The 24,923-nt window shown below is 62.7% G+C and carries 25 protein-coding genes and 1 pseudogene; 16 read left to right on the top strand and 10 right to left on the bottom strand.

Annotated elements, in window-relative coordinates:
* Positions 1–131 precede the first annotated feature (131 nt).
* Positions 132–1,706, top strand: a complete 1,575-nt coding sequence (locus AB4Y35_RS27945) for an MFS transporter (protein WP_368706906.1) — start codon at positions 132–134, stop codon at positions 1,704–1,706.
* A 110-nt stretch (positions 1,707–1,816) separates the two neighbouring features.
* Here the strand turns inward: AB4Y35_RS27945 and AB4Y35_RS27940 are convergent, their stop codons facing one another.
* Positions 1,817–2,233 carry a nuclear transport factor 2 family protein gene (locus AB4Y35_RS27940; RefSeq protein WP_368706905.1) on the bottom strand — a complete coding sequence of 139 codons (417 nt, stop codon included), beginning with the start codon at positions 2,231–2,233 and terminating at the stop codon, positions 1,817–1,819.
* A 259-nt stretch (positions 2,234–2,492) separates the two neighbouring features.
* Here AB4Y35_RS27940 and AB4Y35_RS27935 point away from each other — a divergent pair, with 259 nt between their 5' ends.
* A complete protein-coding gene (locus AB4Y35_RS27935; protein WP_368707223.1) occupies positions 2,493–3,398 on the top strand; it encodes a LysR substrate-binding domain-containing protein in 906 nt (301 codons plus the stop codon).
* 267 nt (positions 3,399–3,665) lie between these two features.
* Here AB4Y35_RS27935 and AB4Y35_RS27930 read toward each other — a convergent pair whose 3' ends face one another.
* Complete coding sequence (locus tag AB4Y35_RS27930; protein ID WP_368707222.1) at positions 3,666–5,243, bottom strand: methyl-accepting chemotaxis protein; 1,578 nt, start codon at positions 5,241–5,243, stop codon at positions 3,666–3,668.
* 579 nt (positions 5,244–5,822) lie between these two features.
* Here AB4Y35_RS27930 and AB4Y35_RS27925 point away from each other — a divergent pair.
* From AB4Y35_RS27925 to AB4Y35_RS27910, 4 genes and pseudogenes are all read left to right on the top strand, one after another.
* Complete coding sequence (locus tag AB4Y35_RS27925) at positions 5,823–7,112, top strand: MFS transporter (RefSeq protein WP_368706904.1); 1,290 nt, start codon at positions 5,823–5,825, stop codon at positions 7,110–7,112.
* Between the two features lie 239 nt (positions 7,113–7,351).
* Positions 7,352–8,275 carry a GNAT family N-acetyltransferase gene (locus AB4Y35_RS27920; RefSeq protein WP_368692029.1) on the top strand — a complete coding sequence of 308 codons (924 nt, stop codon included), beginning with the start codon at positions 7,352–7,354 and terminating at the stop codon, positions 8,273–8,275.
* Positions 8,272–9,174: a DMT family transporter gene (locus tag AB4Y35_RS27915; RefSeq protein WP_368706903.1), complete on the top strand. Its 903-nt coding sequence runs from the start codon at positions 8,272–8,274 to the stop codon at positions 9,172–9,174. The genes AB4Y35_RS27920 and AB4Y35_RS27915 overlap by 4 nt, the downstream gene beginning before the upstream one ends.
* A gap of 12 nt (positions 9,175–9,186) precedes the next feature.
* A pseudogene (locus tag AB4Y35_RS27910) lies at positions 9,187–9,354 on the top strand (porin); the annotation flags it as partial.
* Positions 9,355–9,406: 52 nt separating this feature from the next.
* Here AB4Y35_RS27910 and AB4Y35_RS27905 read toward each other — a convergent pair.
* Together AB4Y35_RS27905 and AB4Y35_RS27900 are read right to left on the bottom strand one after the other, a co-directional pair.
* Positions 9,407–10,159: a hypothetical protein gene (locus AB4Y35_RS27905; protein WP_368706902.1), complete on the bottom strand. Its 753-nt coding sequence runs from the start codon at positions 10,157–10,159 to the stop codon at positions 9,407–9,409.
* An 18-nt stretch (positions 10,160–10,177) separates the two neighbouring features.
* Positions 10,178–11,638, bottom strand: a complete 1,461-nt coding sequence (locus AB4Y35_RS27900) for an amino acid permease (RefSeq protein ID WP_368706901.1) — start codon at positions 11,636–11,638, stop codon at positions 10,178–10,180.
* Between the two features lie 295 nt (positions 11,639–11,933).
* Here AB4Y35_RS27900 and AB4Y35_RS27895 point away from each other — a divergent pair, with 295 nt between their 5' ends.
* Positions 11,934–12,239, top strand: a complete 306-nt coding sequence (locus AB4Y35_RS27895) for a hypothetical protein (protein ID WP_368692025.1) — start codon at positions 11,934–11,936, stop codon at positions 12,237–12,239.
* A gap of 321 nt (positions 12,240–12,560) precedes the next feature.
* Here the strand turns inward: AB4Y35_RS27895 and AB4Y35_RS27890 are convergent, their stop codons facing one another.
* Together AB4Y35_RS27890 and AB4Y35_RS27885 are read right to left on the bottom strand one after the other, a co-directional pair.
* Positions 12,561–12,857 carry a cupredoxin family copper-binding protein gene (locus tag AB4Y35_RS27890; RefSeq protein WP_368707221.1) on the bottom strand — a complete coding sequence of 99 codons (297 nt, stop codon included), beginning with the start codon at positions 12,855–12,857 and terminating at the stop codon, positions 12,561–12,563.
* Positions 12,858–12,943: 86 nt separating this feature from the next.
* Positions 12,944–13,879: a metallophosphoesterase gene (locus AB4Y35_RS27885; protein ID WP_368706900.1), complete on the bottom strand. Its 936-nt coding sequence runs from the start codon at positions 13,877–13,879 to the stop codon at positions 12,944–12,946.
* A gap of 205 nt (positions 13,880–14,084) precedes the next feature.
* On the opposite strand from AB4Y35_RS27885, the gene AB4Y35_RS27880 reads away from it, so the two are divergent.
* Complete coding sequence (locus tag AB4Y35_RS27880; protein WP_368707220.1) at positions 14,085–14,915, top strand: hypothetical protein; 831 nt, start codon at positions 14,085–14,087, stop codon at positions 14,913–14,915.
* A gap of 6 nt (positions 14,916–14,921) precedes the next feature.
* On the top strand, positions 14,922–15,296 hold the full coding sequence (locus AB4Y35_RS27875; protein ID WP_368706899.1) for a DUF2158 domain-containing protein: 375 nt from the start codon (positions 14,922–14,924) through the stop codon (positions 15,294–15,296).
* A gap of 8 nt (positions 15,297–15,304) precedes the next feature.
* On the opposite strand, the gene AB4Y35_RS27870 is transcribed toward AB4Y35_RS27875, so the two are convergent.
* Entirely contained in the window at positions 15,305–15,475 is a 171-nt protein-coding gene (locus AB4Y35_RS27870) for a hypothetical protein (protein WP_368706898.1), read from the bottom strand.
* A 317-nt stretch (positions 15,476–15,792) separates the two neighbouring features.
* On the opposite strand from AB4Y35_RS27870, the gene AB4Y35_RS27865 reads away from it, so the two are divergent.
* Complete coding sequence (locus AB4Y35_RS27865) at positions 15,793–16,206, top strand: hypothetical protein (RefSeq protein ID WP_342924842.1); 414 nt, start codon at positions 15,793–15,795, stop codon at positions 16,204–16,206.
* Between the two features lie 14 nt (positions 16,207–16,220).
* Here the strand turns inward: AB4Y35_RS27865 and AB4Y35_RS27860 are convergent, their stop codons facing one another.
* The 3 genes from AB4Y35_RS27860 to AB4Y35_RS27850 form a co-directional block, all read right to left on the bottom strand.
* On the bottom strand, positions 16,221–16,535 hold the full coding sequence (locus tag AB4Y35_RS27860; RefSeq protein WP_368706897.1) for a hypothetical protein: 315 nt from the start codon (positions 16,533–16,535) through the stop codon (positions 16,221–16,223).
* An 87-nt stretch (positions 16,536–16,622) separates the two neighbouring features.
* Positions 16,623–18,569, bottom strand: coding sequence for a putative bifunctional diguanylate cyclase/phosphodiesterase (locus tag AB4Y35_RS27855; protein WP_368706896.1), 1,947 nt, complete (start codon positions 18,567–18,569; stop codon positions 16,623–16,625).
* A gap of 131 nt (positions 18,570–18,700) precedes the next feature.
* The gene (locus AB4Y35_RS27850) at positions 18,701–19,633 is read right to left on the bottom strand and encodes a LysR substrate-binding domain-containing protein (protein ID WP_368706895.1); all 933 of its coding nucleotides are present in this window, start codon (positions 19,631–19,633) and stop codon (positions 18,701–18,703) included.
* Between the two features lie 126 nt (positions 19,634–19,759).
* Between AB4Y35_RS27850 and AB4Y35_RS27845 the strand changes: the two genes are divergently transcribed.
* From AB4Y35_RS27845 to AB4Y35_RS27820, 6 genes are all read left to right on the top strand, one after another.
* Positions 19,760–20,419, top strand: a complete 660-nt coding sequence (locus AB4Y35_RS27845) for an RraA family protein (RefSeq protein ID WP_368706894.1) — start codon at positions 19,760–19,762, stop codon at positions 20,417–20,419.
* The gene (locus tag AB4Y35_RS27840; RefSeq protein ID WP_368706893.1) at positions 20,416–21,636 is read left to right on the top strand and encodes a pyridoxal phosphate-dependent aminotransferase; all 1,221 of its coding nucleotides are present in this window, start codon (positions 20,416–20,418) and stop codon (positions 21,634–21,636) included. Before AB4Y35_RS27845 ends, AB4Y35_RS27840 begins: the two co-directional genes overlap by 4 nt.
* Positions 21,637–21,641: 5 nt before the next feature.
* Positions 21,642–22,445, top strand: coding sequence for an alpha/beta fold hydrolase (locus tag AB4Y35_RS27835; RefSeq protein WP_368706892.1), 804 nt, complete (start codon positions 21,642–21,644; stop codon positions 22,443–22,445).
* Positions 22,446–22,650: 205 nt separating this feature from the next.
* Positions 22,651–22,881 carry a hypothetical protein gene (locus tag AB4Y35_RS27830; RefSeq protein ID WP_368692016.1) on the top strand — a complete coding sequence of 77 codons (231 nt, stop codon included), beginning with the start codon at positions 22,651–22,653 and terminating at the stop codon, positions 22,879–22,881.
* Positions 22,882–23,118: 237 nt separating this feature from the next.
* Entirely contained in the window at positions 23,119–23,403 is a 285-nt protein-coding gene (locus AB4Y35_RS27825) for a hypothetical protein (RefSeq protein WP_368707219.1), read from the top strand.
* A gap of 157 nt (positions 23,404–23,560) precedes the next feature.
* Positions 23,561–24,913 carry an MFS transporter gene (locus AB4Y35_RS27820; RefSeq protein WP_368706891.1) on the top strand — a complete coding sequence of 451 codons (1,353 nt, stop codon included), beginning with the start codon at positions 23,561–23,563 and terminating at the stop codon, positions 24,911–24,913.
* Positions 24,914–24,923 lie beyond the last annotated feature (10 nt).

Below are 24,923 nucleotides of genomic sequence, written 5' to 3'. Positions count from 1 at the left end.
ACATGATTTTATCTGCTATCGACTAACAATACAGCGCGCGCTAGCATCAGCCCTGAATTACGACTCACGGAGCGTGCATGGGGAACGAACGGAGTGTTGAAGCGAGTGGGGAAGGTCCGGAGTGCGCGGTCATGGACGCGGTTTCCGGGATCACGACGAAACATGCGACCAAGGCACGGTCTGCAGGTTTCCTGCTTGCCACGGCGTCTGCGACCTGCGCGCTGATCTCGCTGGACACGAACATCGTCGCGGTCTCGCTGCCGTCGATCGCGCGTTCGTTCCACGCGGGATTCGCCGACGTCGAATGGGTCGTGAGCGCGTACATGGTGTCGTTCGCATCGTGCCTGCTGCCGATGGGCGGACTCGCGGATCGCTACGGGCGCAAGAAGATGCTCGTGCTTGGCTTGCTGGTCTTCGCGCTTGCCTCGCTTGGCTGCGGGCTGGCGCCCAGCGTAACGTCGTTGAATATCTTCCGCGCGGTGAAGGGCGTGGGCGCTGCGATGCTGTTGACGGCGGCGCTAGCGGTGATCGCCAGTGCGTTCCCCGGCCCGCGCGAGCGCGCCCGCGCATGGGCGATCTGGGGCATGACGATGGGCATCTCGACCACCGTCGCACCGCTCGTCGGCGGCGTGATCACGCAATGGGTCGGCTGGCGGTGGATTTTCCTGCTCAATCTGCCCGTGTGCGCCATCCTGGTCTTCTGCGCGCAGCGTGTAGTAACGGAGTCCCGCAATCCGCACGCACAACGCGTCGATTTTGCGGGAAGCCTGCTGTTCGGCATTGGGCTCGCGAGCGGAATCTGGGCGTTGATCGGCGCGCAGGACAACGGTTGGTACAGCGTCGCCACCGTCTCGCGCTTTGCCGCATGCGTGCTGTTGATCGGGTGCTTTATCGCGGTCGAAAAGCGGCTCGCGCATGCGGTCGTCGACTTGTCGCTGTTCTCGCAGGCCCGTTTCGTCGCTGCGGTGCTCGGCATGTTTGGCTACGCAGCCTGTGCCCAGGTGATGATGACGTTCCTGCCGCTGTATCTGCAAAACGCGTTCGAATGGACGCCTGTACGCGCCGGCATCGGGATGCTCCCATTCGCGCTCTCCATGATCGTTGGCCCGTATCTGGGCGCGCGCATCGGGCGGCGCCTCGAAGGCGCGACGTCGACGCTCTCCGTTGGACTCTGTCTCGTCGGCGCCGGCAATCTTCTGACCGCCACTGTCGCGCCTTCCGGCGAGTACGGCTGGGTCGCGCTCGGCATGATCGTGACGGGCCTCGGGGCAGGTGTGCTCAATGGCGACACGCAGAAAGCCATCATGGCGTGCGTGCCCTCGCATCGGAGCGGCATGGCGTCGGGCATCAGCACGACGACGCGCTTCACGGCAATCGTCACGTCGGTCGGCGTGCTGGGCGCTGTGCTCGCCACGCGCGCACGCGCAGCGATCGATTCTGCCATGACATGTCACGGATCCGCGAGCGCATGTGTCGATCCGCAGTTCATGTCGAATCTGCTCGCGGGCGATCTCGGCCATGCGCTTGCGCGTGTCGCCCCCGATATCCGTCTGGAGATGGCATCGATCGCTCCGGCCGGCTTCGCCACAGGGTTCGCCGCGGCGCTGGGCGTCGCCGGTTGCCTCGCGCTGGCGGTCGCCGCGCTGATCTGGCTGCTCGCGGGACGCAACCGGGCGTCCGCGCGCTCAGACGCCGTACGACTTTAGGCGGTCAGTCCAGCGCGTTCCCGCGCCACGGCGCCTCGCGCAGGGCATCACCCTGAGAAAACGCGGGGAAGCGTTCGTGCTGGCGAAGCGATGTCCCTCTCAGTCGAACTTCAGAGTGATTGATCCACGGAAACCAGCATCATCGCCTTACCGCCCAATTTGGGCGCAAGTTTCTGCTGGACTGCGACCACCGCCGGAAGCGGGCGCCATGCCACGGTCATGCTATCAACGAGGCCCGCATCGTTCAGATGCATATGATCCATGCCATCGATCACATTGTCACCGAGCCTGATCGTGAAAGCGGCAACAAAGTCAGTCCCGTCACGCAGGAGAAGCTTCGGCTCGAAGGCGTCCACCACGTCAAGAAGCTGGGTGAGCACGTTTGCCACGCTTTCCCTCCCTTCGAAGGGTGCGGGAGCGATTGGGCTGCGTAGGACGACGTTATCTGCCAGATGGACCTTGGTCCCTTCGACGTCGCGTCTGCCCATGGCTTTGAGGTAAGCGTCGAGATGTTCAGTGGTGGCCATAAGGATTCTCTCCTGATAGAACCGGCGCGCCGGCTCAGTGCGTTCAGTTGCCGAAACTCTGGTGCCTGCGGCGTTCGCTTACTCCACACAGATGCGCCAGCATTAAAAAAAGCGCGGACGATACCTCCTACGGGGAGGCGAACCGCCTTTCAAGTCCATAGTAATGCGATTGACCCAGCATCATTAACAGGGGTAGCGTTCATATCGACCATGACAAAAATGTCACTAGTGCAACATCTGGGAGTCCATCGTGGAAAGTTTGAGCGCCTTGGGAGGGCTAGAAGTCTTTGTCCAGACTGCGCAGACCCGGAGCTTTGCCGCAGCGGGGCGAAGTCTCGGGGTCTCAGCATCAGCCATCAGCAAAAGCATTTCCCGACTTGAAGAGCGCGTTGGCGTGCGGCTCTTTCAACGCAGCACGAGGAGCGTCCGTCTTACGTCCGAAGGCGAGGTGTTCCTGGAAAGGTGCAGACGAATCTTCGGGGAAGTTCAGGCTGCGGAAGATGAGCTCAGCGCAATGGCACAACAGCCGCGAGGGAGGCTAAGGGTGGGGCTGGCACTTTCGGCGGGGCTACCACTGCCCGTGCTTTCAGCGTTCATGGAGCGCCATCCCGAGATTGAACTCGATCTTGATTTCACTGATCGACTGGTCGATGTAATCGATGAAGGGTTCGACGTAGTCATTCGTGGGAGCAAGCTTCGAGATTCGCGCCTGGTGTCTCGCCCGCTGGGTCCCTGGCGCGCCTGTCTGGTGGCCGCGCCAGCGTATCTGGAAAGAATGGGGACCCCCACGAAGCCCGATGACCTTTTGAATCACGCATGTCTGCACTATCGCTGGACACCTACTGGAAAACTGTATCAATGGCCGTTGCGGCATTCACCATTCACAGCCGCAGGCTCGTCGCTGCCTTTGACGATGGTGTGCAACAGCCTGGACGTCATGCTCTATTTCACGCTGGCGGGGCGCGGGGTCGCATGCGTGCCTGACTTTTCTGTCAAGAACGCGGTCGCAGACGGACGCCTGAAAACTGTGCTGGACACCTATGTGTCGGACTCCAACACTATTCACGTGGTGTGGCCCAGCAATCGAAAAATGACGCCAAAGGTGCGCGTCTTCGTGGATTTTGTGCGTGCCAATTTTGGCAAGCATCTGGTCACTGGGATGTGATGACTGGCCTCCCCCCTTTCCCGGACGGGTACGCAACTCACGTTCGTCCGCGCTGAATTGCTGGGGGAAGTTGATGTGATGACGAGCAGCCTGGAGGTGCCTGAACCTATTCCCCCTCATCAGGGCGGATTTCACCCTTCAAAGCGACAAGAATTGGTTGTCCTGGCGCGACACGAATTGGTGAACTCTACAGTTGTTGTTCAAACCGCCGACTCATCCCCAACGCACGATAGCAATCTCCCCACTTGATGCCGCACAGGATTCACCTCAGTCCCCACTCCCCGCGAGCGAGAACCGCCCAATCACTTCGCGTAGCGCGCTCGCCTGATCGTTCAGCGACTGAGCCGCCGCTGCCGCCTCTTCGACGAGCGCGGCGTTCTGCTGCGTGACCTTGTCGATCTGGCTCACCGCCGTATTGACCTGGTTGATGCCTTCGCTTTGCTCCCGCGATGCATGGCTGATCTCGCGCAGGATGTCGTTGACCTGCCGCACCGCCTGATCGATTTCGCCCATGGTGGTGCCTGCTGTAGCCACCTGCACGGTGCCTTGCTGGACCGTATTCGCCGACGACTCGATCAGTTGCTTGATTTCCCGCGCTGCCGTCGCCGAGCGCTGTGCGAGGTTGCGTACCTCGGAGGCCACGACGGCGAAGCCGCGGCCCTGCTCGCCGGCGCGGGCGGCCTCGACGGCCGCATTGAGGGCGAGGATGTTGGTCTGGAACGCAATGCTGTCGATGACGGCGATGATTTCGTTGATCTTGCTCGAACTCGCCGAGATCGCTTCCATGGTTTGTTCGACCTGCTTAACAACGCTGGTGCCGCGCGAAGCGATATCGGCGGCGTCATCGGCGAGCCTGGCCGCGACCGTCGCGCTTTCGGCGTTGCTGCGGACATTCTCCGTCATTTGATTCATGCTCGATGCCGTCTCGAGCAGCGCCGCAGCTTGCTGCTCTGTGCGCTGCGATAGATCGATGTTGCCGGCCGCGATCTCGGCCGAGCCGAGTGCGATGCTTTCGGCACTCGCGCGTACACCTGTCATCGCAGTCTCGAGGCCAACCCGCATTTTCTCGAGCGCGTACATCAGGCTGCCGGTGTCGCCAGGCGCGACGACGACGCGCACGCCGAGGTTGCCGTCGGCCACCCGATGCGCGGTCTGCACGGCGGACTCGATCTCGCCGCCGATAGCACGGCGCGCGCTGCGCAGCGCCAGCGACATGACGAGCGTCGCGAGACCGCCGAGCACCGCGATGCCGGCCAGCCAGCGAATAGCGCAAGCCACCACCGTCTCGCGGATGTCGTCCATGTAGGCGCCGGTGAACAAGATCCAGTTCCAGTCGCCGATCCGCCGCGAGTAGGCGAGTTTCTCGATGGGCGTGGAGCCGCCGGGCTTGGGCCAGTAGTAGGAGACGAAGCCGCCTTGCGGATCGCTGGCGGCCGCGATGAGGTCAGTGTAGAAGCGCTTGCCGTTGGTATCGGCCATTGCCGCCATGCTCTTGCCGGTGATTTCCGGCTTGAGCGGATTCACGACGATCACGGCCTGCGGGTCGCAGACCGTGATGTATCCGTCCTTTCCGTAGCGCAGAGAGGCAATCACGGCGATCGCCTGCTTTTTCGCGTCGTCCTCGCTGATCACCTGACGCGCGGCTTCGTCATGAAAACGGGTGACTGCGCTCGTCGCCTCGTCGGTGAGCGTCGTGAGTTGCAGCCGTCTTTCGGCGAGGATGGCAGTGCGCGTTTGCCAGATACCGATTGCCGCGATGAGTAGCAGACCGATCCAGAGCACGACGATCGTCGATGTGAGCTTCTGGTTGAGCGTGAGCGATGCGCGCTCGCGAGTTGAGACCATAGACATGGAAAATGAATACCTTGGTATTGCGTTCGTCCGGGAATGGCTGCGGGGCGCGAAGCCAGCTAGTGCAGTACGCTTTAACGACGGATGCCGCGATGGCTTTAGCGGCGATAACCAAAACGTTGTGCAGATGAGACGCCTTTGCGCTGGCGGGAAGCGATGCGCACAAAGTGAACAGTACGCTCGTTCTATTGCTCGATGGCCCTTGCAGGCTGGGTTCGCGTCCATCGATTCCGGTTTTCTTCGATGCACCCCGCTTCATATTGCGATAATTAAAATAGATGGCTAATTCGCCTATTCGCATATCCCGGGCAGGCGATGCGTAATAGCATAACGACGCTGATCGGCTTCGGTCCCATCAGTACGAGGCGGCGCAGGTATCTCATTCCTCTGATCGGGCGACGCTTGTGTCACGGACCTCACACGGAGCGCCCCGGCCAACGGCAGGTTCGCCCGCCCACGAAACCCAACCTACAAACGCACGCGAATGGGCTGCCCCCATGTAGGGGACCGCGCATCGACGTGCCCGCAACAGTCGGCCGCCAGACGGACGAAATAGCTGCAGGAGAGACAGTCATGCTGAAGTGGTACACCGAGTTGACCAAGGGCGAGAAGCGCACTTATTGGGCGTGCTTCAGTGGCTGGGGGCTCGATGCGATGGATACCCAGATGTACGCGCTCGCCATTCCCACGCTGCTCGCGGTCTGGGGCATGACGCGGGGCCAGGCCGGCATTCTCGGTACGACCGTGCTGATCATGGCTTCGCTCGGCGGCTGGATCGCCGGCATTCTCGCGGACCGCTACGGACGCGTGCGGGTGCTGCAGATCACGATCCTGTGGTTCTCCGCGTTCACGTTGCTTTCCGCGTTCACGAATTCGTTCTGGCAGCTGATGATTACGCGCGGGCTGCAAGGCCTGGGTTTCGGCGGTGAATGGGCCGTGGGCGCCGTGCTCATCAGCGAAACGATCCGCCCGCAGGTGCGCGGTCGCGCCGTCGGCTCGCTGCAGGCGGGCTGGGCGGTCGGTTACGGTATCGCAGTGCTGCTCTCGACGCTGCTTTTCAGCACGCTCGAACCCTCGCTCGCATGGCGCGTGTTGTTTGCCATCGGTCTCGTGCCGACCTTGCTCGTGCTGTGGATTCGCCGCCACATCAAGGAAGCGCCGGTTTTCGAGCAGACGCGTCGCGCGAATGGCGCAGATCGCCCGAGCATCTGGGCCGTGTTCGAAGCGCCGACGCGCGTAACGACGCTCAAGGCCATTCTGTTGACGTTCGGCATTTACGGCGGCAACTACGTGATGATCACGTGGCTGCCCGCGTATCTGAAGCTTGCGCTGCATCTCTCGATCGCGAATGTGGGCGGCTATCTGGCCATCAATATTCTCGGCTCGTTTTCGGGCGCGTTCCTCAACGGCTGGATGGCGGACCGATTCGGCCGCCGCCGCACGTTCATCGTGATCGCGTGCCTTCAGGCGGTCGCTGTGGCGACCTATACGCTCGCGTCGATCACGCTGCCGGTAACGCTCGTCCTGGGCTTCGTGCTGGGCACCTTGCAGTCGGGCACGGCAGCGGGGACGGGCGCCTATCTCGCGGAACTGTTCCCCACCCGCATCCGCGCCTCGGCGCAGGGGCTGTGCGGTAACGCGGGCCGCGCAATCGGCGCGATCATGCCGACCATGGTCGGCTTGTTCAGCGCGAAACTCGGCCTCGGCGCGGCAATGGGGATTTGCGCGTGCGTGTCGTATCTGCTGGTCGTCACCGCTGCGTTGCTGCTGCCCGAAACGCGTGGCCGCGACCTCGCTGAAGTCACGCAAGCGAGCGACGAAGAAAGCGTGGGCGAGGAGCGCGAGTTGGGCAACGTACGTTGAAGCGACGTAGCTGGCTTTTTGCTGGTTGATTGACATTGTGGCCGGCCATCCTCAGGGATGGACCGGCCGTTTCAATTGCGCGAGATGTTCGTGGTTTGGGTCGCTAAGGCTGCCGGGGCATCACCGAGCCGTGAATCGCGGCTGCCAGTGCCGCAGGCGCAATCCGCATCCAACACAAACAACTTGCATAGTTGCCTGAGGCAAGCAATAATTTGCCTCAGGCAACTATGAGGTGTCGCATGCCCAGCCGAGAGCAACTTATCGCCCGCGCCGAATTCGTCCGGCGATTCAATCGCTTCTACACTCGCCAGATCGGCGTGCTTCACGAGCACCTGCTGGAAAGTGAATTTTCGCTGACCGAAGTCCGCATCCTGTATGAACTCGCCCACAGGGACGGGCTCACGACCTCGGACCTTTGCCGGGAACTCGGGCTGAACGCCGGGTACATGAGCCGTGTCATCGCCGGCTTCGAAAAAAAGGGGCTGGTCGTCAAGCAGCGATCGGAGACGGATGCGCGGGTCAGCGAACTGGCGCTCACCGCGGCTGGCCGCGACACGTTCGAACCGCTGAACGTCGCGTCCCGGAACGAGGTCATGGCGATGCTCGAGCGCCTGACGGACGCCGAACAGCAGCAACTCGTCGATGCCATGGCGCAGGTCCACGGCTTGTTAGGGGAATCGACCGCAAGCTATGTCTTGAGAGATCCCCAGCCGGGCGATATGGGATGGATTGTTCACAAGCAGGCCGTGCTCTACGCGCAAGAGTACGGCTGGAACGCCGAGTTCGAAGCTTTGGTTGCGGAAATCGTTGCCCAATACATCCGCGATTACGATGCCACCTCGGAGCGTTGCTGGATCGCCGAGAGGGACGGCAAGCCAGTGGGCTCGGTCTTCGTGGTTCGTCATGACGCGGAAACTGCGAAGCTCCGGCTGCTGTATGTCGATGCGAGCGCCCGCGGGTTGGGAATCGGCCATCGGCTGGTCGACGAATGTCTGCGATTTGCGCGCTCCGTTGGTTATAAGCGCATGATCCTGTGGACCAACAGCGTCTTGACGGACGCGCGGCGAATCTACGAGAAAGCAGGCTTTCAGCTTGTGGAAGAGGAGCCGCACCACAGCTTCGGCAAGGATCTGACTGGTCAGATCTGGGCCCGTGATCTGTGAGCGCGAAGGCGTCGGCCACGCTTGCCGCGGCGACCACCGGAATCCTGGTCGGTGCGGCGATGGTATCTACCCGGGCAGTGTCTGAAGAGGCTTCGCCCGCCACGCTGGCGTTTCTCCGCTATTTCATCGGCATGGGCGTGCTGGCAGCACCCGTCTGGCTCGGCACGCGCCCTCGCTTCGCACGGCGAGATGCGTTTGCTATCGGCCTGCTCGGGATATTCCAGTTTGCCGTGCTCATCGTGCTGCTCAATCATGCGTTAGCTATCCTTCCTGCCGCTACGTGCGCGCTCGTCTTTTCGACCATGCCGCTCTTCACAATGACGTTGGCTGTAGCAAGCCGTAGCGAAGCATTCAGCCTGCACAAACTGTTGGGTCTCGTGATCGCGCTCGCCGGTGTGGCGGTCTTGCTGCGTGTACCGCCTGCCCACGCTGGATCTGTGGACATCGGTGCGTTATGCGCGCTGATCGGTGCCACGTTGATCGGCGCCGTGTGCAGCCTTCTATATCGGCCGCTTCTGAGGCGCTATCCCGCATTGCCGACGAGCGCGCTTGCCATGAGCGCAGCCGTGGTGTTTCTCGTCGGCCTTTGCTGGGTAACGGCCCAACCGTTGGTGCCCAACCTGTCCATGACGCAATGGGGGAATGTCGGCTTTATAGGACTGTCGAGCGGTGTCGGGTACTTCTGCTGGTTGTGGGCATTGAGCAGGCTCGATGCAAGCCGCGTCGTCGCTTTTCAGGCACTGGGCCCTGTCACTGCCGCTGTGATGGAAGTCGTCGTGACACGCCAGTGGCCAACTTCAACCCTGGTCGCTGCAGTCGCTCTCGTGGTCAGTGGGCTTCTCGTCAGTCAATGGCGCAAACCAGAACGGAAAATCGCGCGTGCGGTCGCTGACTCGTAGCTGCGAATTCAGTCATGTGAACAGGTGTACATGTTCTCCACGCGCACGGACGTCTACGCCGAAGCGATGTACCAGCACGTTTCGGGTCACCAGTCCGTCGCGTTCATCAATACCGCAGGCGGCGCATCGTCAACGGGGAATCAGGTCGTGGCAACGGTGGGCTTCCGCACGCGGTTCTAACCTGCCTTTGGGCGCGGCGGTCCGACGCCGTTCGGACATTGGCAGGTCCACGTCACATCGTTCCGCTGCCGCTGCCAGTGCCGCCAGTGCCGGAAGAGGGGGCGGACGTCGCGGTAAGCGGATGCGCGGCGCCCGCCGCGGTCAGCAGCGAGACGGCGGCGGGATCGGGCATGCCATTCGCGTCGATCGCTCCTGCCGCCGCCAGCGTGCCTTGATCGCTATCGACGCCTGGCTGGCCAACCGTAAAGGATGTCGTTAAAAATGCCGGCACCGTCAGCGTGACCGCATAGTGTTGCTGCAGATTCGTGACGACTGCGGATTGCGCTGCCTGCACGTCGGACGGGTTACCCAGTACCTGCTGGTACTGCGAGTTGGTCGGGAAGCCCGCTATCAAACCACTCTCGCTCGTGCCGAGTTGTGCAGCGAGGTAGACGAGCATCAGCTCGGTCTCCGGCGTCGTATTGAAGGTGCCCCCGGCGTACGCCACCGAATGCAGGCTCACACCGCCGGAGCTTACGCTGAGGATGCAGGAAGGCGTGGCATCGAACGTGATCGCGTAGTGTCCACCGCCGTCGGACAGGGTGGATCCCGAGCCCTGCGTGCAACTGAGGTTGACCGTCGCGCTGGCGATCGCCGTGCCGGTCGCGGCCGTGCCGGAGATAGTGACGTTCGGCGTCACGGTTGTGCCGCCGCAGCCGTTGAGGCCAATGCATGCGCTTCCGCCGCAATCGGCCAGCATTGCGAGTGAAGCCGCGCACACGGCGGCCTGCGCCGGGCGAACGAAACACGCGTGCTGAACGTTCATGATTGCCCACCGGTTCCTTCATTCACGCTCCGGATGACGCAGTCGCGAATGATGCCGGCCATACGACATGTAGATCAGCATGCCGATCAGCAGCCAGACGACCAGCCGTACCCAGGTGATGAGCGGCAGTCCCACCATCAGCAGCACGCAAAACGCGATTCCGAGAATGGGGACGATCGGCACGCCGGGTGCACGGAATGGACGGCTCGCGTCGGAGTCGCTGCGCCGCAGGTACATGACGGCGCCGCACACGAGCACGAACGCAAACAGCGTACCGATGCTGACCATCTCGCCTAGTACGCCGATCGGCGTGAGGGCCGCCACGATGGCGACGACCGTGCCGATCATGATCTGGCTTCGATGCGGTGTGTGCAGGCGCGGATGGACGGTGGAGAACAGATGGGGAAGCAGTCTGTCCTCCGACATCGTGAAGAAGATCCGGCTCTGCCCATAGAGCAGCACGAGTATCACGGTGGTCAGCCCGGTCAGCGCGCCGATCTTGATCAGTATGGAGAACCAGGTGAATCCAATGGCGTCGACGCCTTTGGCGATCGGGTCGGGTACGTTCAGCTGTGCGTATGGAACGAGTCCGGTGAGCACGGCGGCCACGAGAATATAGAGCAAGGTGCAGATGACGAGCGAGCCGAGGATTCCGATCGGCATGTCGCGCTGTGGCCGTTTCGCCTCCTGCGCGGCGGTCGATACCGCATCGAAGCCGATGAACGCAAAGAACACGACGGCGGAGCCACGCAGAATGCCGCTCGCCCCGAAGCTGCCGAACGCACCGGTGTTGGGCGGAACGAAGGGATGCCAGTTGGCGGGATGCACGAAGAACGCGCCGATGACGATGAAGGCCGCCACGACCGTCAGCTTGATGACGACCATCACGTTGTTGACGCGTGCCGACTCGCGCGTGCCGAGCACCAGCATCGTCGTCAGAATCGCGATGATCAGCACGGCGGGGAGATTGATGATGCCCGCGACAGTCGAACCGTCAGGCAGCTGGACCGTCGTGCCGGGTGCGGCGGCGAGCGTGGGCGGGATATTGATTCCGACGTTGCGCAGCAGGCTGACGATATAACCTGACCAGCCTACGGCGACCGTCGCGGCACCCATGGCGTACTCGAGAATCAGGTCCCAGCCGATGATCCACGCAAACACTTCGCCGAGCGTCGCATAGGTATACGTGTAGGTGCTGCCGCATACGGGGAGCATGGCGGCCAGTTCGGAGTAGCACAGGCCGACAAACGCACACGCAATGCCGCCCAGCACGAAGGAGAGGATGATGCCCGGTCCGGCAAATTGTGCCGCCGCCGTGCCGGTGAGGACAAAAATACCCGCGCCGATAATGGCGCCGATGCCCATCGCCGTGATGCTGGGCGCCCCCAGGGTCTTCGACAGTGCGCGGCCGCCTTCGGCTTCGGCGCTTCCCACTATGTCGGCGACGGACTTGCGCGCCGTGTAGCTCGTGTCAGCCATGATAGGTTGTCCCATTCGACTGTGACTGGAAACGACTCGATTCGGCTTGCCTTACTTCTTTAGAATAGACACAGGCGCGAGTGGGAAGGGTAAGTTTTCAGTTAACCGAACAACGACGACCGGCTTGCGTGGGCAGAGATGTTTCGGAACGCTTCATGTGCATCTGCAAGATGTGGGATCCGGACTATGCGCCACGCGTATCGCAGGCTTCGTCGGCATCATTGATGGTTCGCCGTCCTGGCAAAGTCCACGCTCGCGCGGGCAGTTCAGCCGGACGGCGGCCAGGAGAAGTGGAATGGACAACGACAAACCGTCGCCGCGGCGCGCGACATTCGAGAAAGGGATCCGGATCGGCGAATACGGATGGTTCGGCCGGCTTGCGGCCGTCGTCGTGAGCACAATCGTGCTGGTGGTGGCAGCGATGCTGTCGCTGGTGCTGCTTGCCGTGCTGTTCGGCGTGGGCGTGATTGTCGTCGGCTATCTGTGGTGGAAGATCCGCGCGCTGCGCCGGCAGGCGCGCGAGTTCGGCGACGACGGCCGGACCGTCGACGTCGAGGTCGTGTACAAGGACTCGCACGGCGACGATATCGCGAAACGCTGACCTGTGGGGCCCGCGCGGGCACCTCGAGCGTACGCGTAAGCGAGGTGTTCGCGCGAATTACCGATACACAAGGCCGTGAAAAATTATCGAACGAATTTAAATATAGGAATGCTACTAATTTGCGGTGAGAGCGGAATTTTCATAGGCGGTATTAGATACAGCGATCCGCACCGCCATCAACCTGTCCAAAGCGAACCGGCGTTTGGCGGCACGACGGCAATGTTCTCATGCCGCACGGCGGCGGACACGAATGCCGCGACGAAGCGGCGCGCGAGGTGACGAGCCACATGGCGAACGAGGGCGCCGCCTGAGCGCCGGTCTCTACTGCACCGTAATGGTCGCCTTCATATAAGGGTGAATGCCGCAGAACACCTTGTACACGCCCGGCTTGTCGAACTTGAACTGATACGTATCGTTCTGGTCGAGCGCGGCGGAGTGAAAGACGCCCGCATCGTTGACGACCGTATGCGGTTCGCCGTCCATATTCTTCCAGGTCACCGTGGTGCCCGCCTTCACGGTGAGCGCCATCGGCGAAAACATGAAATTCTTGATGTCGATCTCATTGGGCTCCTGCGCCTGCGCGGCAGGCAAACCAAGGGACGCCCCCGCCATGAGCATCCCGATCCCGTAGAAGAGGGCGAACGCGCGACGATAGTCAATGGAGAGCATGGCTCGGATCCTTGTTGAATGAGCGAAACGCAAGGTCAGGCGAGGGACGTGTCGGAAAGCGTCGCCGCGAGAGGATGGCGCGTGATCCGGATGCTGGTCACGCCAAGCATCTTCGGCAGTTGATCGCTCGCGACCTTGAGCGGCCCGGGTCCGGGCCCGTCGCCGGCCGTCGGTTGCGGATAGGCCGTCGAGCGTGCCGTGTGGAACGTGATGTTGCCTTCCACCTTGGAAACGATCTGATGAATGTGGCCATTGAGCACGGTCACCGAGCCGAAGCGCTTTAGATAATCCATGGCCTGGCCCGCATCGCCGGTGCCCCAGCCCCATGGTTCATAGATCGTCCACATCGGCATGTGCGTAAACACGACGATCGGCGTGCTCGACGTGCGGCCCTTCAGATCGTTTTCCAGCCAGGCGAGCTGGTCCTCGCCCAGGTTGCCCAGACCGTTCGGCTTGAAATGCATCACGTTGACGAGCGCGATGAAATGCACGCCATCGTGGTCGAAGCTGTAATAGCCCCGGTTGTCCGACGCCTTGCCGAAGCGCTTGAAGTATTCGCCTTGCGGTCCATCTGTCACATCGTGTTCGCCGGGCGTCGTGTGCAACTCCGTAATGCTGAGACCGGACAGCAATTGCGCCGCCAGATCGAATTCCTCAGGTTTGGAGAGATGGGTGATATCGCCCGTGTGAATCGCCAGGGCGGGTTTGACGGGCATGGCGTTCACGTAGTCGATGGTCTGTTTGAGCGTGCCCGCGACATCGGGATTGGCTTCCTTGTTGAAGCCAATATGCGAGTCGCTGATCTGCAGAAAGAGCGGAACGCCGGCGTTTTCTTTGCTGCTCGCCGCCAGCGCCAGCTCCACGGGCGTGAGAACGCCTCCGGCCAGAACGAACACAGTGCCGGCGCCACCGAAGGCGAGGCATTTCAGGGCGTTGCGGCGTGACGGTTGGGAAGGAAGATCTGACGACATGATGTCCTCTCGACTGGGTTCAGGAAGTCGACCGCCGGTGCAATTCGGAGTGCCTCCAGGGCGGGCTTCACGTGCAATACCGCGAGCGCCGCTGTTTTATTCCCGGATTTTTTTCACGAGCCGAGCGCGGGAATAACCGGCGTGGGTTCGCGGTATGGCAGGCGTGGCACACGAAATGGCGGAAACCAATATGGACATCGTCGGCATGACCCGTCGCCGCGCCAGCGCAGCGAGCATCAACGTTCAATTTCTTCTGCGCCGGCTTCAACTCACGTCGGGCCTCGTGATGCTGACGTATCTTTTTCTGCATCTGGTCAATCACGCGCTCGGCATCTGGTCGCTCGAGCTTGCCGGACACGGTCTCGTCCTCGCGCTGCGGCTTTGGCGCAGCACGCCCGGCACGATCGCACTGTATGGCGCCGCATCGGTGCATTTCGTGCTGGCGCTGCACACGATATACGGGCGTCGCCACTGGGCGCTGCCGCCCGCGGAATGGATCCGCCTGTGGGCAGGGCTCAGCCTGCCGCTGCTGCTGATCCGCCACGCGGTGACGACCCGGCTCGCGTCTTCGCTCTATGGTTTCGAACCCAACTACGAGCGCGTCATCGTCGTGCTGCTGACGAGCGGTACGCAGGGTCTGCAACTCGCGCTGCTAGCGCCCGGCTGGATACACGGATGTCTTGGGCTGTGGTTCCGCTTGCGCCACCATGCATGGGCGCGTCGCATGCGGCTCGCGCTGCTGATCGTCTTCATCCTGCTGCCGCTGCTTTCCGCAGGGGGCTTCATCCACATGATGCGAGCCGTCGAGGGGGCGAGCCACCTGCTTCCGCCTGTCGATGCCGCGCTCGTCGTCCATCAGGCGGCCCTCAACGGCGCACGTCACACGCTCGTCACGCTCTATCTCGCGCTGATTGCCGGCACGCTGATCCTGGGCCAGTTGCGCAACGCGCTCGAGCGCCGCAGGCTGCGCAGCGAGTCGGTGGGCGTCCGTTTGCTGGCGCGCAGTGCATCGTGCGAACAGGAAGTTCGCGAATGACTTTCGATGTCGAATTTGTTCCGATACGAAGGCGAAAACTTTATATTCAGCGCATGCGGACAAGGGCGAATATACGGGTTCCAGTCGTTGACGAGAGCGGTGGGCGCCTGGTCAGCGAGTCGCGAGCATCCGGGAGGAAACATGTCCGCAGTTTGTGCGATCCACAGGGATTTGCGTTCCGAGACGTTGAGTTCGGTTGCTGCGCGATTTAAAGGCAGGACGGTGCGCCTGTGCTCAGGCGGGCCGTTAATGACGGTGAACCAGGTCGTGCCGACGGCATTCGGTCCGCAGCTTTCCTGTGCATGGTTCGAGTCGCCCGAGTCGACCAAACTCGTTCGGGCCGTGTTCAGTACCGATGCGGTTCAGTTCGCTTCAGCGTAGTCGGAAACTCAGACGCTGTAGCCCGAAGCGCGCATCAACTGACGCGACACCTCACCGCCCACGCCTTGCGCGTCGAATTGCTCGCGGAGCTTCGAGTCTGCCTTGCGCGTCACGCCGCGGTGCATGGCCACGATGATCGCGAAGAAAGCAATTAGAAAGATCGGTAAGGTAAACATCATGTTGCTCCTGGCTGATCAGATCAGACCGGATATCTGTCTGTCTACGGTGCGCACGATGATGCGCATACCCCAGGCCTGACCGGGCCAACCTGGCCGGGCCAACCTGGCCGGCTCCAACCGCGTGCGCCCCTGCTGCCAGGACGTTCACGATTTATCATTCGTGACGTGAGATGCCAAAATACCCGAATAACCCGTAACGAGGCGGTGACCCGCCCGCCGTGCGGAATGATCCGCCCCTCTTTGCCGGGCCGCGCGCCCGCACATCGAAGACGAACGGACACCCTTGAGACCAGGACGCCGAATCCCATCTATCTGTCGTGAACCCGCGTATCCGTCCCCCCTTGCCGCCTGAATGGCCATTTCCGCCGTATCGCGACGTTTCCGGTCGCGCGTTCGGCGATCTTGTCGCGCTTCAATATCGCGGTGCCGGCGTGTGGCTCTGGCGGTGCCGCTGCGGCGCCCACGTCACGGCCGCGCTGGATGCGGTGGAGAGCGGCCAGACGCGCGATTGCGGCTGCGGCGAGCAGCGCCGCGTGTGGCGGTCGCGGCCGGGCTCGCCTGCGCTGAAGGGGGGCGAGGTGTTCGGCCAGTTGACGACGGATCGCTATGCCGGCGATGGCAAGTGGGTTTGCCGGTGCGATTGCGGCAATGAGGTGACCGTGAGCGCCGGGCGCCTGCGACTGGGCCAGGCGCGTTCGTGCGGCCGCTGCCTCGGCGCTTTAACCGGCTAAGCGATGCGCACTCGTCACGACTTGACCGGAACCCCGTAAGCGCTGACGATGCGCGCGTCCTGCTCGGCTGCCGAAAACAACTCCCATTCGAGACCGTTCACGTCGACGCTGCTCGAATAGCCGGTTGCCGCGTCGTCCTCGAATCCAACGTGGCGCAACATTCCCGCTTGCGCCGGCTGCTCATTGATCGAAAAGTTGAGGAGATCGGTACGCCACATCGCGTACTGGCCGGGCACGACGGCTGATGGTGGCTGTCCGAGCCGCTGGCTATAGTCTGCGATCGAGGCTTCGAGGTTCGAAACGGCCAGTGCGATATGAAAGCGCTTCATGATGGGCTCCGTGATTGTCCGGCACATCGTAAGCCGGGCGCAGCCGCACAAACAGTTCAGCAGCCATTCTGGTATGTGGACTACTCGTCATTCTCCCGCGAGGCGAGCCACCGCTTCGCCCTCGCTTTCACGCTCCAGAAAAACGGCCACTGCCGAAGCCTCCATCGGGCGCGAACAATAGTAGCCCTGAATAAGTGTTGCCCCGAGTGCCGCGACCGTCTGCAGTTCGGCCGCCGTTTCCACCCCTTCGACGATGCAGTCGAGCGACATCTGACGGCTGAGATTGAGCAGCGTGCGAACCACGGTGAACGCCGTCGTGCGTTCCTTGAGACCGCTCACGAACATCCTGTCGATCTTCAGGCGCGTGAGCGGAAGTTTGCACAGGTACGAGAGGCTCGAATAGCCGGTGCCGAAATCGTCGACCGACAAACCGCAGCCCAGCGCGCGCAGCACCTTGGCCGCCTTCTGTACCTGGTCGAAGTCCTTGGCCATCGCGGTTTCGGTGATCTCGAAGTCGAGCCGGGCCGGGTCGATGCCGCTGCTGACGATGCACCGGGCCAACTCTTTCACCGCGGACTCACTGGCGAAATCATGCGCGGAGAGGTTGAAGGACAAGCGGATATGCGCTGGCCATTGCTTCGCACAGGCCAGCGCCTTGGTAAACAGCGCGAGGGTCAAGCCGTTGATGACACCGTTGCGCTCCGCGGCGGGAATGAATTCGCCGGGCGGGACCGTGCCGAGCGACGCGCTGCGCCAGCGCGCCAGGGCTTCGAAACCGACGGTGCGCTGGCGCTCGAGCGAGTAGATCGGCTGGAACGCGAGATCGAGTTCGCTGGCGAGATCGGGGGAGCGTAGCGCCTGGGCAATCTGCGACTCGCGAATGATGGCGTTGCGGTGCGTCTCCGAAAAGATCGTCACCGAGCCGCGCGAGCGGCGCTTGCCCTCGTAAAGCGCGTAGTCTGCGGTTTCGAACAAATCCGCCTTGTTGCGTGAAATGTGCGGATAGGTGGAAAAGCCGATCGTCGCCCCAAGACGAACGGAAATCTCGCCGACCAGTATGGGACATTGAAAAACATCGCAGATGGTGCGGCCGAGTTGCGAGAGGCCGGCGTCCGTGCAGTCGTCCGTGACGATGATGCCGAATTCGTCGCCGCCCAGCCTCGCCAGCGTGATCGTGCCGCACGCCGCTTTGGCGAGGCGCGACGCGACTTCGGCCAGCACGTGGTCGCCCAGCGAGTGGCCGTGTATGTCGTTGACGGACTTGAAGCCGTCGAGATCGACGAGGCCCACCGCGAGCCGTCCGCCCGATGCCATGGCGGCATCGAAATGCCTGTCGAGCGAGGTGAAAAAGGCCCGCCGGTTGGGGAGATTCGTGAGACTGTCGATATTCGCGAGGCGCTTGTTTTCGCGTTGCGTGGCCACGAGATCCGCGAAGTTCTTGTATTGCGTGAACGCAACGACGAGCATCGCCAGCGAAACCAGCGACGTATCGATGGCGATCGCCTGGAATACACCGTTTCCCGAACTCAGGAACGTGATGACGAGGGCGCCGTTGACAATGGCGGTGACGGTGAACGCTGCCTTGATGACGTTCATCAGGCAGAAGATGACGCCGACGACCGTGATGGCCATGTAGAAGGCGACATGAAGCTTGAATGCCGCGCCGCCATGAGGCAGCAGGGACAGCGACCATACCGTGAACGAAATGGAGAAGACCCAGGCGAGCCTGCCGGAATTGCGCAGGATCGTTGCCGCATCTTCCGCACTGACACGCATCCTGGAGAGCCGCAGCCAGGAGACGACGCGTACGAAGCAAAATGCCGTGAGTACGAGCGGACAGATCACGCCCTGCCAGGCGGGAATCTCGTTCTCGTGGGGCAGCACCATGCCCCACGTGTTGACGACCAGCAGCCCATACATCATGGGCAGCTGATAGATCATCACGCGCAACTGCGCCAGCTTCAGGGCCGCGCTGTTTCCGGCGAGGAAAGTGCGCCGAATCGTTCCCCAATACTGGGCCAGTACGTTGAACATTGTCTTGCGAGTCGGTGCGGTCCCGCTGCAACTGCCGGGAATGAAATGTAATACCCCCGTTTACGACCGCTCGCGTTATTTCTGGAGGCAACGCGCGTGCTTTTCATGGTCGACGCGCGCCCCATTTTTCATCAGGCTTTCAACACGACCGCCAGGGTTCGCGCCTTACGTTTCTTCAACGACGTGACGACCTCGTCGACCATGGGGTGATGACGATGCGTGTTCCACAGCAGCGCGGCCGTGACCACCGCAATCTTTTCTTTCAGCGGCCGCACGACCACATTGCCGGGCGCAAGCTTGCGCATCGACGACGGCACGAGCGCCACGCCCTGGCCGCAGCCGACATAGGCAACTTGCGAAGTGACGGAGCGCACCTCGTGCGTGACGTGTGGCGTCAGGCCATGCGAGCGGCAAACCGAAGTCAGGAAGTCGAAATACACCGGGCTGACCTGTCGCGACGACATCACCAGTTGCTCGCCAGCCAACGCCTGCAGCCGCACGCGGGGCAGGGCGGCCAGCGGATGGTCCTTCGGCAGCGCCACGGCCAGCCGGTCCTCGGCCAGTGGCAAGGTGGCGATGCCGCTCCCCACCTCGCCGTCGATGCGCACGAACGCGAGATCGAGTTCGCCGGCTTCGAGCATGGGAATGGCGTCGACGCTATCGATTTCCTTGACGAGCACGGTCAGGTGCGGGTGAGCGCGTTTGAGCGCGTCCAGCACGGGCGGCACCGTTTCGAGCATCGCGGAGGTGATGGCCCCGACATGCAACACACCCGACTGACCGGCGGCGACTTCGCGCACGACCCGCTCCAGCCGCTCGACCTGCCCGGCGAACTGGCGCACGGCCGGCAGTATCGCGGCGCCGGCCGGACTCAGCTGCGTGCCCTGGCGGGACCGGTAAAACAGCTCCAGCTTGAGCGATTGCTCGAGCACCTTGATCTGCTCCGTGAGCGGCGGCTGCGACATGTTCAGCCGCTGGGCGGCACGCCCGAAATGCTGTTCCTCTGCAACGGCGAGGAACATCCATAGCTGCCGTATCAGCCTGAAATCGATCGTATTGTTCATGGTGAGCGCATTTTCCGGTGGCCGATTGCTGTTCCAGAAATCGTATCACCGAGATACGAAATGCGAAATTTACATATCAGCGGATCCACGCGAGGATTGCCGGAGTATTCAACGGAGCCGAGTGTGATGACCACGCCTTCCTTCCTCGATCGACTTGCGTCACTGGACACCAACACGGTTTCCGATGCGCTCGACTTTCTCGGCCTGCCCGGCGCGACTTGCGGCCTGCGTCCGCTTTGGGACTGTCCGAAGATCGTCGGCCGCGCCAGCACCGTCCTGCTCGGGCCGAAGCAGGACGCCGAACCCGGCGTGCACCTGATCTCTCCCGTCGTCGACGCGGTTACGACGAGCGATCGCGTGCTGGTGATCGCGGGCGGCGTGGAGGGCATTTCCTGCTGGGGCGACATCCTCGCCAATGCCGCCACGGCGAAGCAGATTCGCGGCTCGGTCATCGACGGCATGAGCCGCGATATCGACGGCAGCGAGGCGATCGGCTACCCGGTCTATGGCCGCGGCGTCACGATGATCAGCGCGCGCAATCGTGTCGTCCAGATCGACTCGGGCAAGCCGGTGCAAATGGCGGGTGTCACCGTACACGAAAACGACTATGTGATCGCGGATCGATGCGGCACGGTGTTCGTTCCCGAAGGCCATATCGAAGCGGTGCTGGCGCTGGGCGAGCGGATCGCGCGCCGCCAGGACGGCATGGCGGCGGCGGTGCGCGCCGGGCGCCCGGTTGCGGACGTCATGCACGACAAGGAATTCGAGGCGATTGCAATTCGATGAGCGACGCCAACCTCCCCGCATTGAACCGCTTCCTCGCGGCGGCGAAGCCTTCGGCCACTTACCAGGTCATGGACCGTGTGGCCGCACGGCGCGCGAGCGGCGCAGCCGTGATTTCGCTCAGCGCCGGCGAGCCGGATTTCGACACGCCCCAGCACGTATGCGAAGCCGGCATCGCCGCCATTCGAGCGGGTCATACGCGCTATACGCAGGTCGCAGGGCTGCGGGCTTTGCGTGAAGCCATCGCCGGCAAGTTCCAGCGCGAAAACCGCCTCGACGTTGACTGGCGCGACACACTCGTATGCAGCGGCGGAAAGCAGGTGATCTTCAACGCGCTCGCCGCGACACTCAATGAGGACGACGAAGTCATCGTCCCCGCGCCGTATTGGGTGAGCTACCCCGAGATCGTGCAGTTGTGCGGCGCCCGCGCCGTGATCCTGCCATGCGCTGCGCAGAGTGGCTTCAAGCTGACCGCCGATGCGCTGCACGCCGCCATTACGCCGCGCACACGCTGGCTGATTCTGAATTCGCCATCCAATCCAACCGGTGCGGTGTACAGCCGTGCCGAGCTGCAGCAGCTTGCGCAAGTGCTGCTCGCCCATCCGCAGGTGCTCGTGCTTTCCGACGATATCTACGAGCATCTGATTTTCGATGGGCTCGAATTTTTCACGCTTGCCCAGGTCGAACCGCGGTTGCGCGAGCGCGTGCTGACGATGAACGGCGTTTCGAAGGCGTATGCGATGACGGGCTGGCGCATCGGTTTTTGTACCGGTCCGCGCTGGCTCATCGACGCGATGGAAAAACTGCAGGGCCAGCAGACGTCCGGCGCATCGACCATTTCGCAGCATGCCGCGCTGGCGGCGCTAAGCGGGCCGCAGGATTTCGTCGAGCGCTCGCGCAGGGCCTTTCAGCAACGGCGCGATCTCGTGGTCGAGCAACTGAACCGGGCGCCGGGCATGCGTTGCGAAGCGCCGCAGGGCGCGTTCTACGCCTTTGCCTCGTGCGCTGGCCTGATCGGCAAGACGACGCGAGGCGGGGCATATCTGCAGGATGACGAAGCAGTGGCCAGCGCACTGCTCGACGAAACCGGTGTGGCAACGGTGCACGGCAGCGCGTTCGGACTGGGTCCGTATATTCGTATTGCCTATGCGCTGGACGACGTGTCGTTGCGGCACGCTTGCGCCGCCATCCAGAATTTTTGCCACACGCTCGCGGAGTGATCACGATGCCTCAGGAGTTTTCCCGTTCGGTGTTCTCGTTCGATGTGGATGGCACGGCGCTCGAGCTTTCCGCTATCCATCGCGACGGCGACAAGGCGCCCATCGTGTTCCTTCACGGGTTCGGGTCCACGAAAGAAGACTACGCGGATATCGTGCGATACGCGGCGTTCGAAGGGCACCCGTTCGTCGCGTACGACGCCCCGGGCTGCGGCGAAACGCAGTGTGCCGATCTTTCGGAAGTCGGCATACCGTTTCTCGTCGAGACCGCGCTCGCCGTGCTCGAACGGGTCGGCTTCGACCGCTTCCATCTGGTCGGTCACTCCATGGGCGGCCTGACGGCGCTCATGCTGGCCCACCGGCACCCGGAGCGCGTGCTCAGCTTCGTGGATATCGAAGGCAATATCGCGCCCGAGGACTGCTTTCTCAGCAGACAGATCGTGGAGTATCCGCATGCGGACGCCGAGCGCTTCTTCAGCGATTTCATCGAGCGCACGCGCCATGCGCCGGCCTATGCGAGTGCCCTCTATGCCGCGAGTTTGCGCTACAAGGTCAGGGCCGCGGCGGTAGGGCCGATTTTCCGGTCGATGGTCGATCTCTCGGATAACGGCGACTTGATGCGCAAATTCCTCGGTTTGCCGTTTCCGCGCATGTTCATGTACGGGCAGCAGAACGCTGCGCTGTCGTACCTCGATCACATTCGCGAGGAGGGCGTGGCGTTGGCCGAAATTGCGGATTGCGGGCACTTTCCCATGTATTCGAACCCGGTTGCAATGTGGCGGGCGATTGCCGGATTTCAGCGGCGCGTTTGACGGGCCGCGCGTTGCGTACGAAACGATCCCGCCGCTGTTACGCATGATGCGCATTGGATAACGGCGGCATTGATGGCAGCAGCGCGGCCCGTCGCAACGCAATGAGGTTGGCGCAAACGTTTGGCATCCTCAGCTATATGGGCGTGCTGCCGTTCGCTCGTTGCCGCGGCCTAAAGTTCGCGTAGCCATTGCCGAAATACCAGCCATGGCGCGCAAACATCCCGACTATCCCGACAAACCTCCCATCTGGGCAGAGGCGCGCGCGCTCGAGGCGAGCATTCGCGCCATCCGCCGCGCGCAAGGCAAGAAGAACCCCGAGGACTTCCCGGCGGGAAGCCCCGAGTGCACGGCTGCCATGGATGAGTTCGTGCGCGACGTCTGCCGCGCCCTCGAGATCGATATCAACACGCTCGGCAAGGACGCCGGCGACTTCTAAGGCTTGCCGTCCGGCTGGCCGGCGCTGTGTGGCCATTCGTCCCCTGCACGCGCGGGAATGCGGTTTGCGCGCCCCGAAACGACCGATGACGAGTTCACGAGGTTGCGCGTGAAAACGACTCTTACGCTCGCGTTGTCGTCCTGTCTCGGCGTGGCGTTGCTCACGACGCAGCCAGCACATGGCGCAGATCCCACCCCCACTCCCACACCCGACGCCGCGCCGCCGTGCGGCAAGCTCGTGGGGAGCAACGCCGCCGGCGGCTTCGCACTACGCAGCGGCGAACCGGTCGATTTCGTTTCCGCGGGGCAGGCCACGCACGGCACGCTGCTCGTTTTCAGCGATGGCCCCGTTTTTCGCGCGTACTGGCAACCCGAAGGCAGCGAAGAGAAGTACGCACTCGCCAACGCCGGTCCAGACAGCGTGCGCCTCGTTTCGACGCCTCCGCAGGGCACACCGACCCCTGGCGCCCAGCCCGGCGTCGCCACGCAGCCATTGCAAGTGCTGTCCTGTCCGAAGCTCTAACTACGCTGTCATGCCGTTTCCGGTCCATATCCCACCATGTGAACCGTCCTTTCGTATCGCGCCGCTTGCGACTAGTCTTTAACGATTCCAAACGGACGAACGGTCCGGCCCGTGACTGGTGCACCGCACCGCGCAGCCGGCCTCGAAGGAGACAGAGATGGAGCTCGAAACCCGCACCATGGCGCGCGTGATGGCCAGGCTCGTGCCGTTCCTGATCGTTTGCTATTTCGTGGCGTATCTCGATCGGGTCAACGTCGGCTTTGCTGCACTGCAGATGAACAAGGCACTCGATCTTTCCGCGAGCGCGTTCGGCTTTGGCGCAGGGATCTTCTTCATTGCCTATTTCTTCTTCGAGGTGCCGTCGAACCTGCTGCTCGAACGTTTCGGCGCAAGGCGCTGGATCGCGCGCATCATGTTCACGTGGGGCATTATCGCGGGCGCGATGGCGTTCATTCCGGACCTCGCCCGCATCACCGGCATGTCGAACGCGCACGTATTCTATGGACTGCGTATCTTGCTCGGCATCGCCGAGGCGGGCTTTTTCCCCGGCATCATCTTTCTGCTGACGCTGTGGTTTCCCGCCAAGTACCGCGCCCGCGTGGTGGGCTATTTCATGGCGGCCATTCCCTTGTCGACGGTGATCGGCGGCCCGGTTTCCGGCTCGCTGCTGTCGCTCGACGGCAGAGGGGGGCTGGCGGGCTGGCAGTGGGTCTACCTGATCGAGGCGATACCCGCGCTCGTGCTCTCTGTGTGCGTGCTGTTCTATCTGACCGACAAACCCGCCGACGCCCGCTGGCTCGCCGACGACGAGCGCCGCTGGCTCGTCGATCGCCAGGCGCAGGAGCGCCGTCATCGCGAGAAGGTGCGCACGTTCAGCGTGCTGGAGGCGCTCATCAATCCGCGTGTGCTGGCGGTCGCGCTGATCTATTTCGGTGCGAACGCAACCAATTACGGCCTGAGCTTCTTCCTGCCGCAGATCGTCAAGGCGTTCGGACTCACGAATGTGCAGACGGGCTTCGTGACTGCGCTGCCCTACGCGGTGGGCGTCGTTTCGATGGTGCTGTGGGGCCGGCATTCCGACCGCCGGCTGGAACGCAAGCGTCACGTCGCATTTGCGCTCGCCGTCGCGGCCGCCGGGATTGCGGCTGCCGCGGGACTCGACAACCCCGTGCTCAAGATGCTGGCGCTTTCCATCGCGGGCTTCGGTATTTTCGGTTGCCTGCCGGTGATCTGGACGCTGCCGGCCGCGTTCCTTTCAGGCGCGGCTGCGGCCGGCGGCATTGCGGCTGTCAATTCGCTCGGCAATCTGGCGGGCTTTTTCGGCCCCTACGCGATGGGCTGGATCAAGGACAGCACCGGTGGCTTCGGCGCGGGCCTGCTATGTCTGGCGGGAGCCGGGCTCGTGGGCGCGGGCGCGGCGCTCGTCCTCCATCACAATCCGGCGCTGGAAACGCTCGACGATGCACCGCAAACCGAAACGCACGGCGAGGGCGGTGTGGTGAGGCAGTGAGCGGCGTCTA

It is taken from the genome of Paraburkholderia sp. EG286A, from assembly GCF_040965375.1.
Lineage (GTDB): Bacteria > Pseudomonadota > Gammaproteobacteria > Burkholderiales > Burkholderiaceae > Paraburkholderia.
The sequence above is the reverse complement of the archived record's forward strand: the minus strand, read 5'-3'. Positions and strand labels throughout refer to the sequence as shown.

Coding starts and splice junctions, on each gene's coding strand:
- AB4Y35_RS27945 (WP_368706906.1), top strand. CDS start 132: ATGGACGCGGTTTCCGGGATCACGACGAAACATGCGACCAAGGCACGG.
- AB4Y35_RS27940 (WP_368706905.1), bottom strand. CDS start 2,233: ATGGCCACCACTGAACATCTCGACGCTTACCTCAAAGCCATGGGCAGA.
- AB4Y35_RS27930 (WP_368707222.1), bottom strand. CDS start 5,243: ATGGTCTCAACTCGCGAGCGCGCATCGCTCACGCTCAACCAGAAGCTC.
- AB4Y35_RS27925 (WP_368706904.1), top strand. CDS start 5,823: ATGCTGAAGTGGTACACCGAGTTGACCAAGGGCGAGAAGCGCACTTAT.
- AB4Y35_RS27920 (WP_368692029.1), top strand. CDS start 7,352: ATGCCCAGCCGAGAGCAACTTATCGCCCGCGCCGAATTCGTCCGGCGA.
- AB4Y35_RS27905 (WP_368706902.1), bottom strand. CDS start 10,159: ATGAACGTTCAGCACGCGTGTTTCGTTCGCCCGGCGCAGGCCGCCGTG.
- AB4Y35_RS27900 (WP_368706901.1), bottom strand. CDS start 11,638: ATGGCTGACACGAGCTACACGGCGCGCAAGTCCGTCGCCGACATAGTG.
- AB4Y35_RS27895 (WP_368692025.1), top strand. CDS start 11,934: ATGGACAACGACAAACCGTCGCCGCGGCGCGCGACATTCGAGAAAGGG.
- AB4Y35_RS27890 (WP_368707221.1), bottom strand. CDS start 12,857: ATGCTCATGGCGGGGGCGTCCCTTGGTTTGCCTGCCGCGCAGGCGCAG.
- AB4Y35_RS27885 (WP_368706900.1), bottom strand. CDS start 13,879: ATGTCGTCAGATCTTCCTTCCCAACCGTCACGCCGCAACGCCCTGAAA.
- AB4Y35_RS27880 (WP_368707220.1), top strand. CDS start 14,085: ATGACCCGTCGCCGCGCCAGCGCAGCGAGCATCAACGTTCAATTTCTT.
- AB4Y35_RS27875 (WP_368706899.1), top strand. CDS start 14,922: ATGTCGAATTTGTTCCGATACGAAGGCGAAAACTTTATATTCAGCGCA.
- AB4Y35_RS27870 (WP_368706898.1), bottom strand. CDS start 15,475: ATGATGTTTACCTTACCGATCTTTCTAATTGCTTTCTTCGCGATCATC.
- AB4Y35_RS27860 (WP_368706897.1), bottom strand. CDS start 16,535: ATGAAGCGCTTTCATATCGCACTGGCCGTTTCGAACCTCGAAGCCTCG.
- AB4Y35_RS27855 (WP_368706896.1), bottom strand. CDS start 18,569: ATGTTCAACGTACTGGCCCAGTATTGGGGAACGATTCGGCGCACTTTC.
- AB4Y35_RS27850 (WP_368706895.1), bottom strand. CDS start 19,633: ATGAACAATACGATCGATTTCAGGCTGATACGGCAGCTATGGATGTTC.
- AB4Y35_RS27845 (WP_368706894.1), top strand. CDS start 19,760: ATGACCACGCCTTCCTTCCTCGATCGACTTGCGTCACTGGACACCAAC.
- AB4Y35_RS27840 (WP_368706893.1), top strand. CDS start 20,416: ATGAGCGACGCCAACCTCCCCGCATTGAACCGCTTCCTCGCGGCGGCG.
- AB4Y35_RS27835 (WP_368706892.1), top strand. CDS start 21,642: ATGCCTCAGGAGTTTTCCCGTTCGGTGTTCTCGTTCGATGTGGATGGC.
- AB4Y35_RS27830 (WP_368692016.1), top strand. CDS start 22,651: ATGGCGCGCAAACATCCCGACTATCCCGACAAACCTCCCATCTGGGCA.
- AB4Y35_RS27820 (WP_368706891.1), top strand. CDS start 23,561: ATGGAGCTCGAAACCCGCACCATGGCGCGCGTGATGGCCAGGCTCGTG.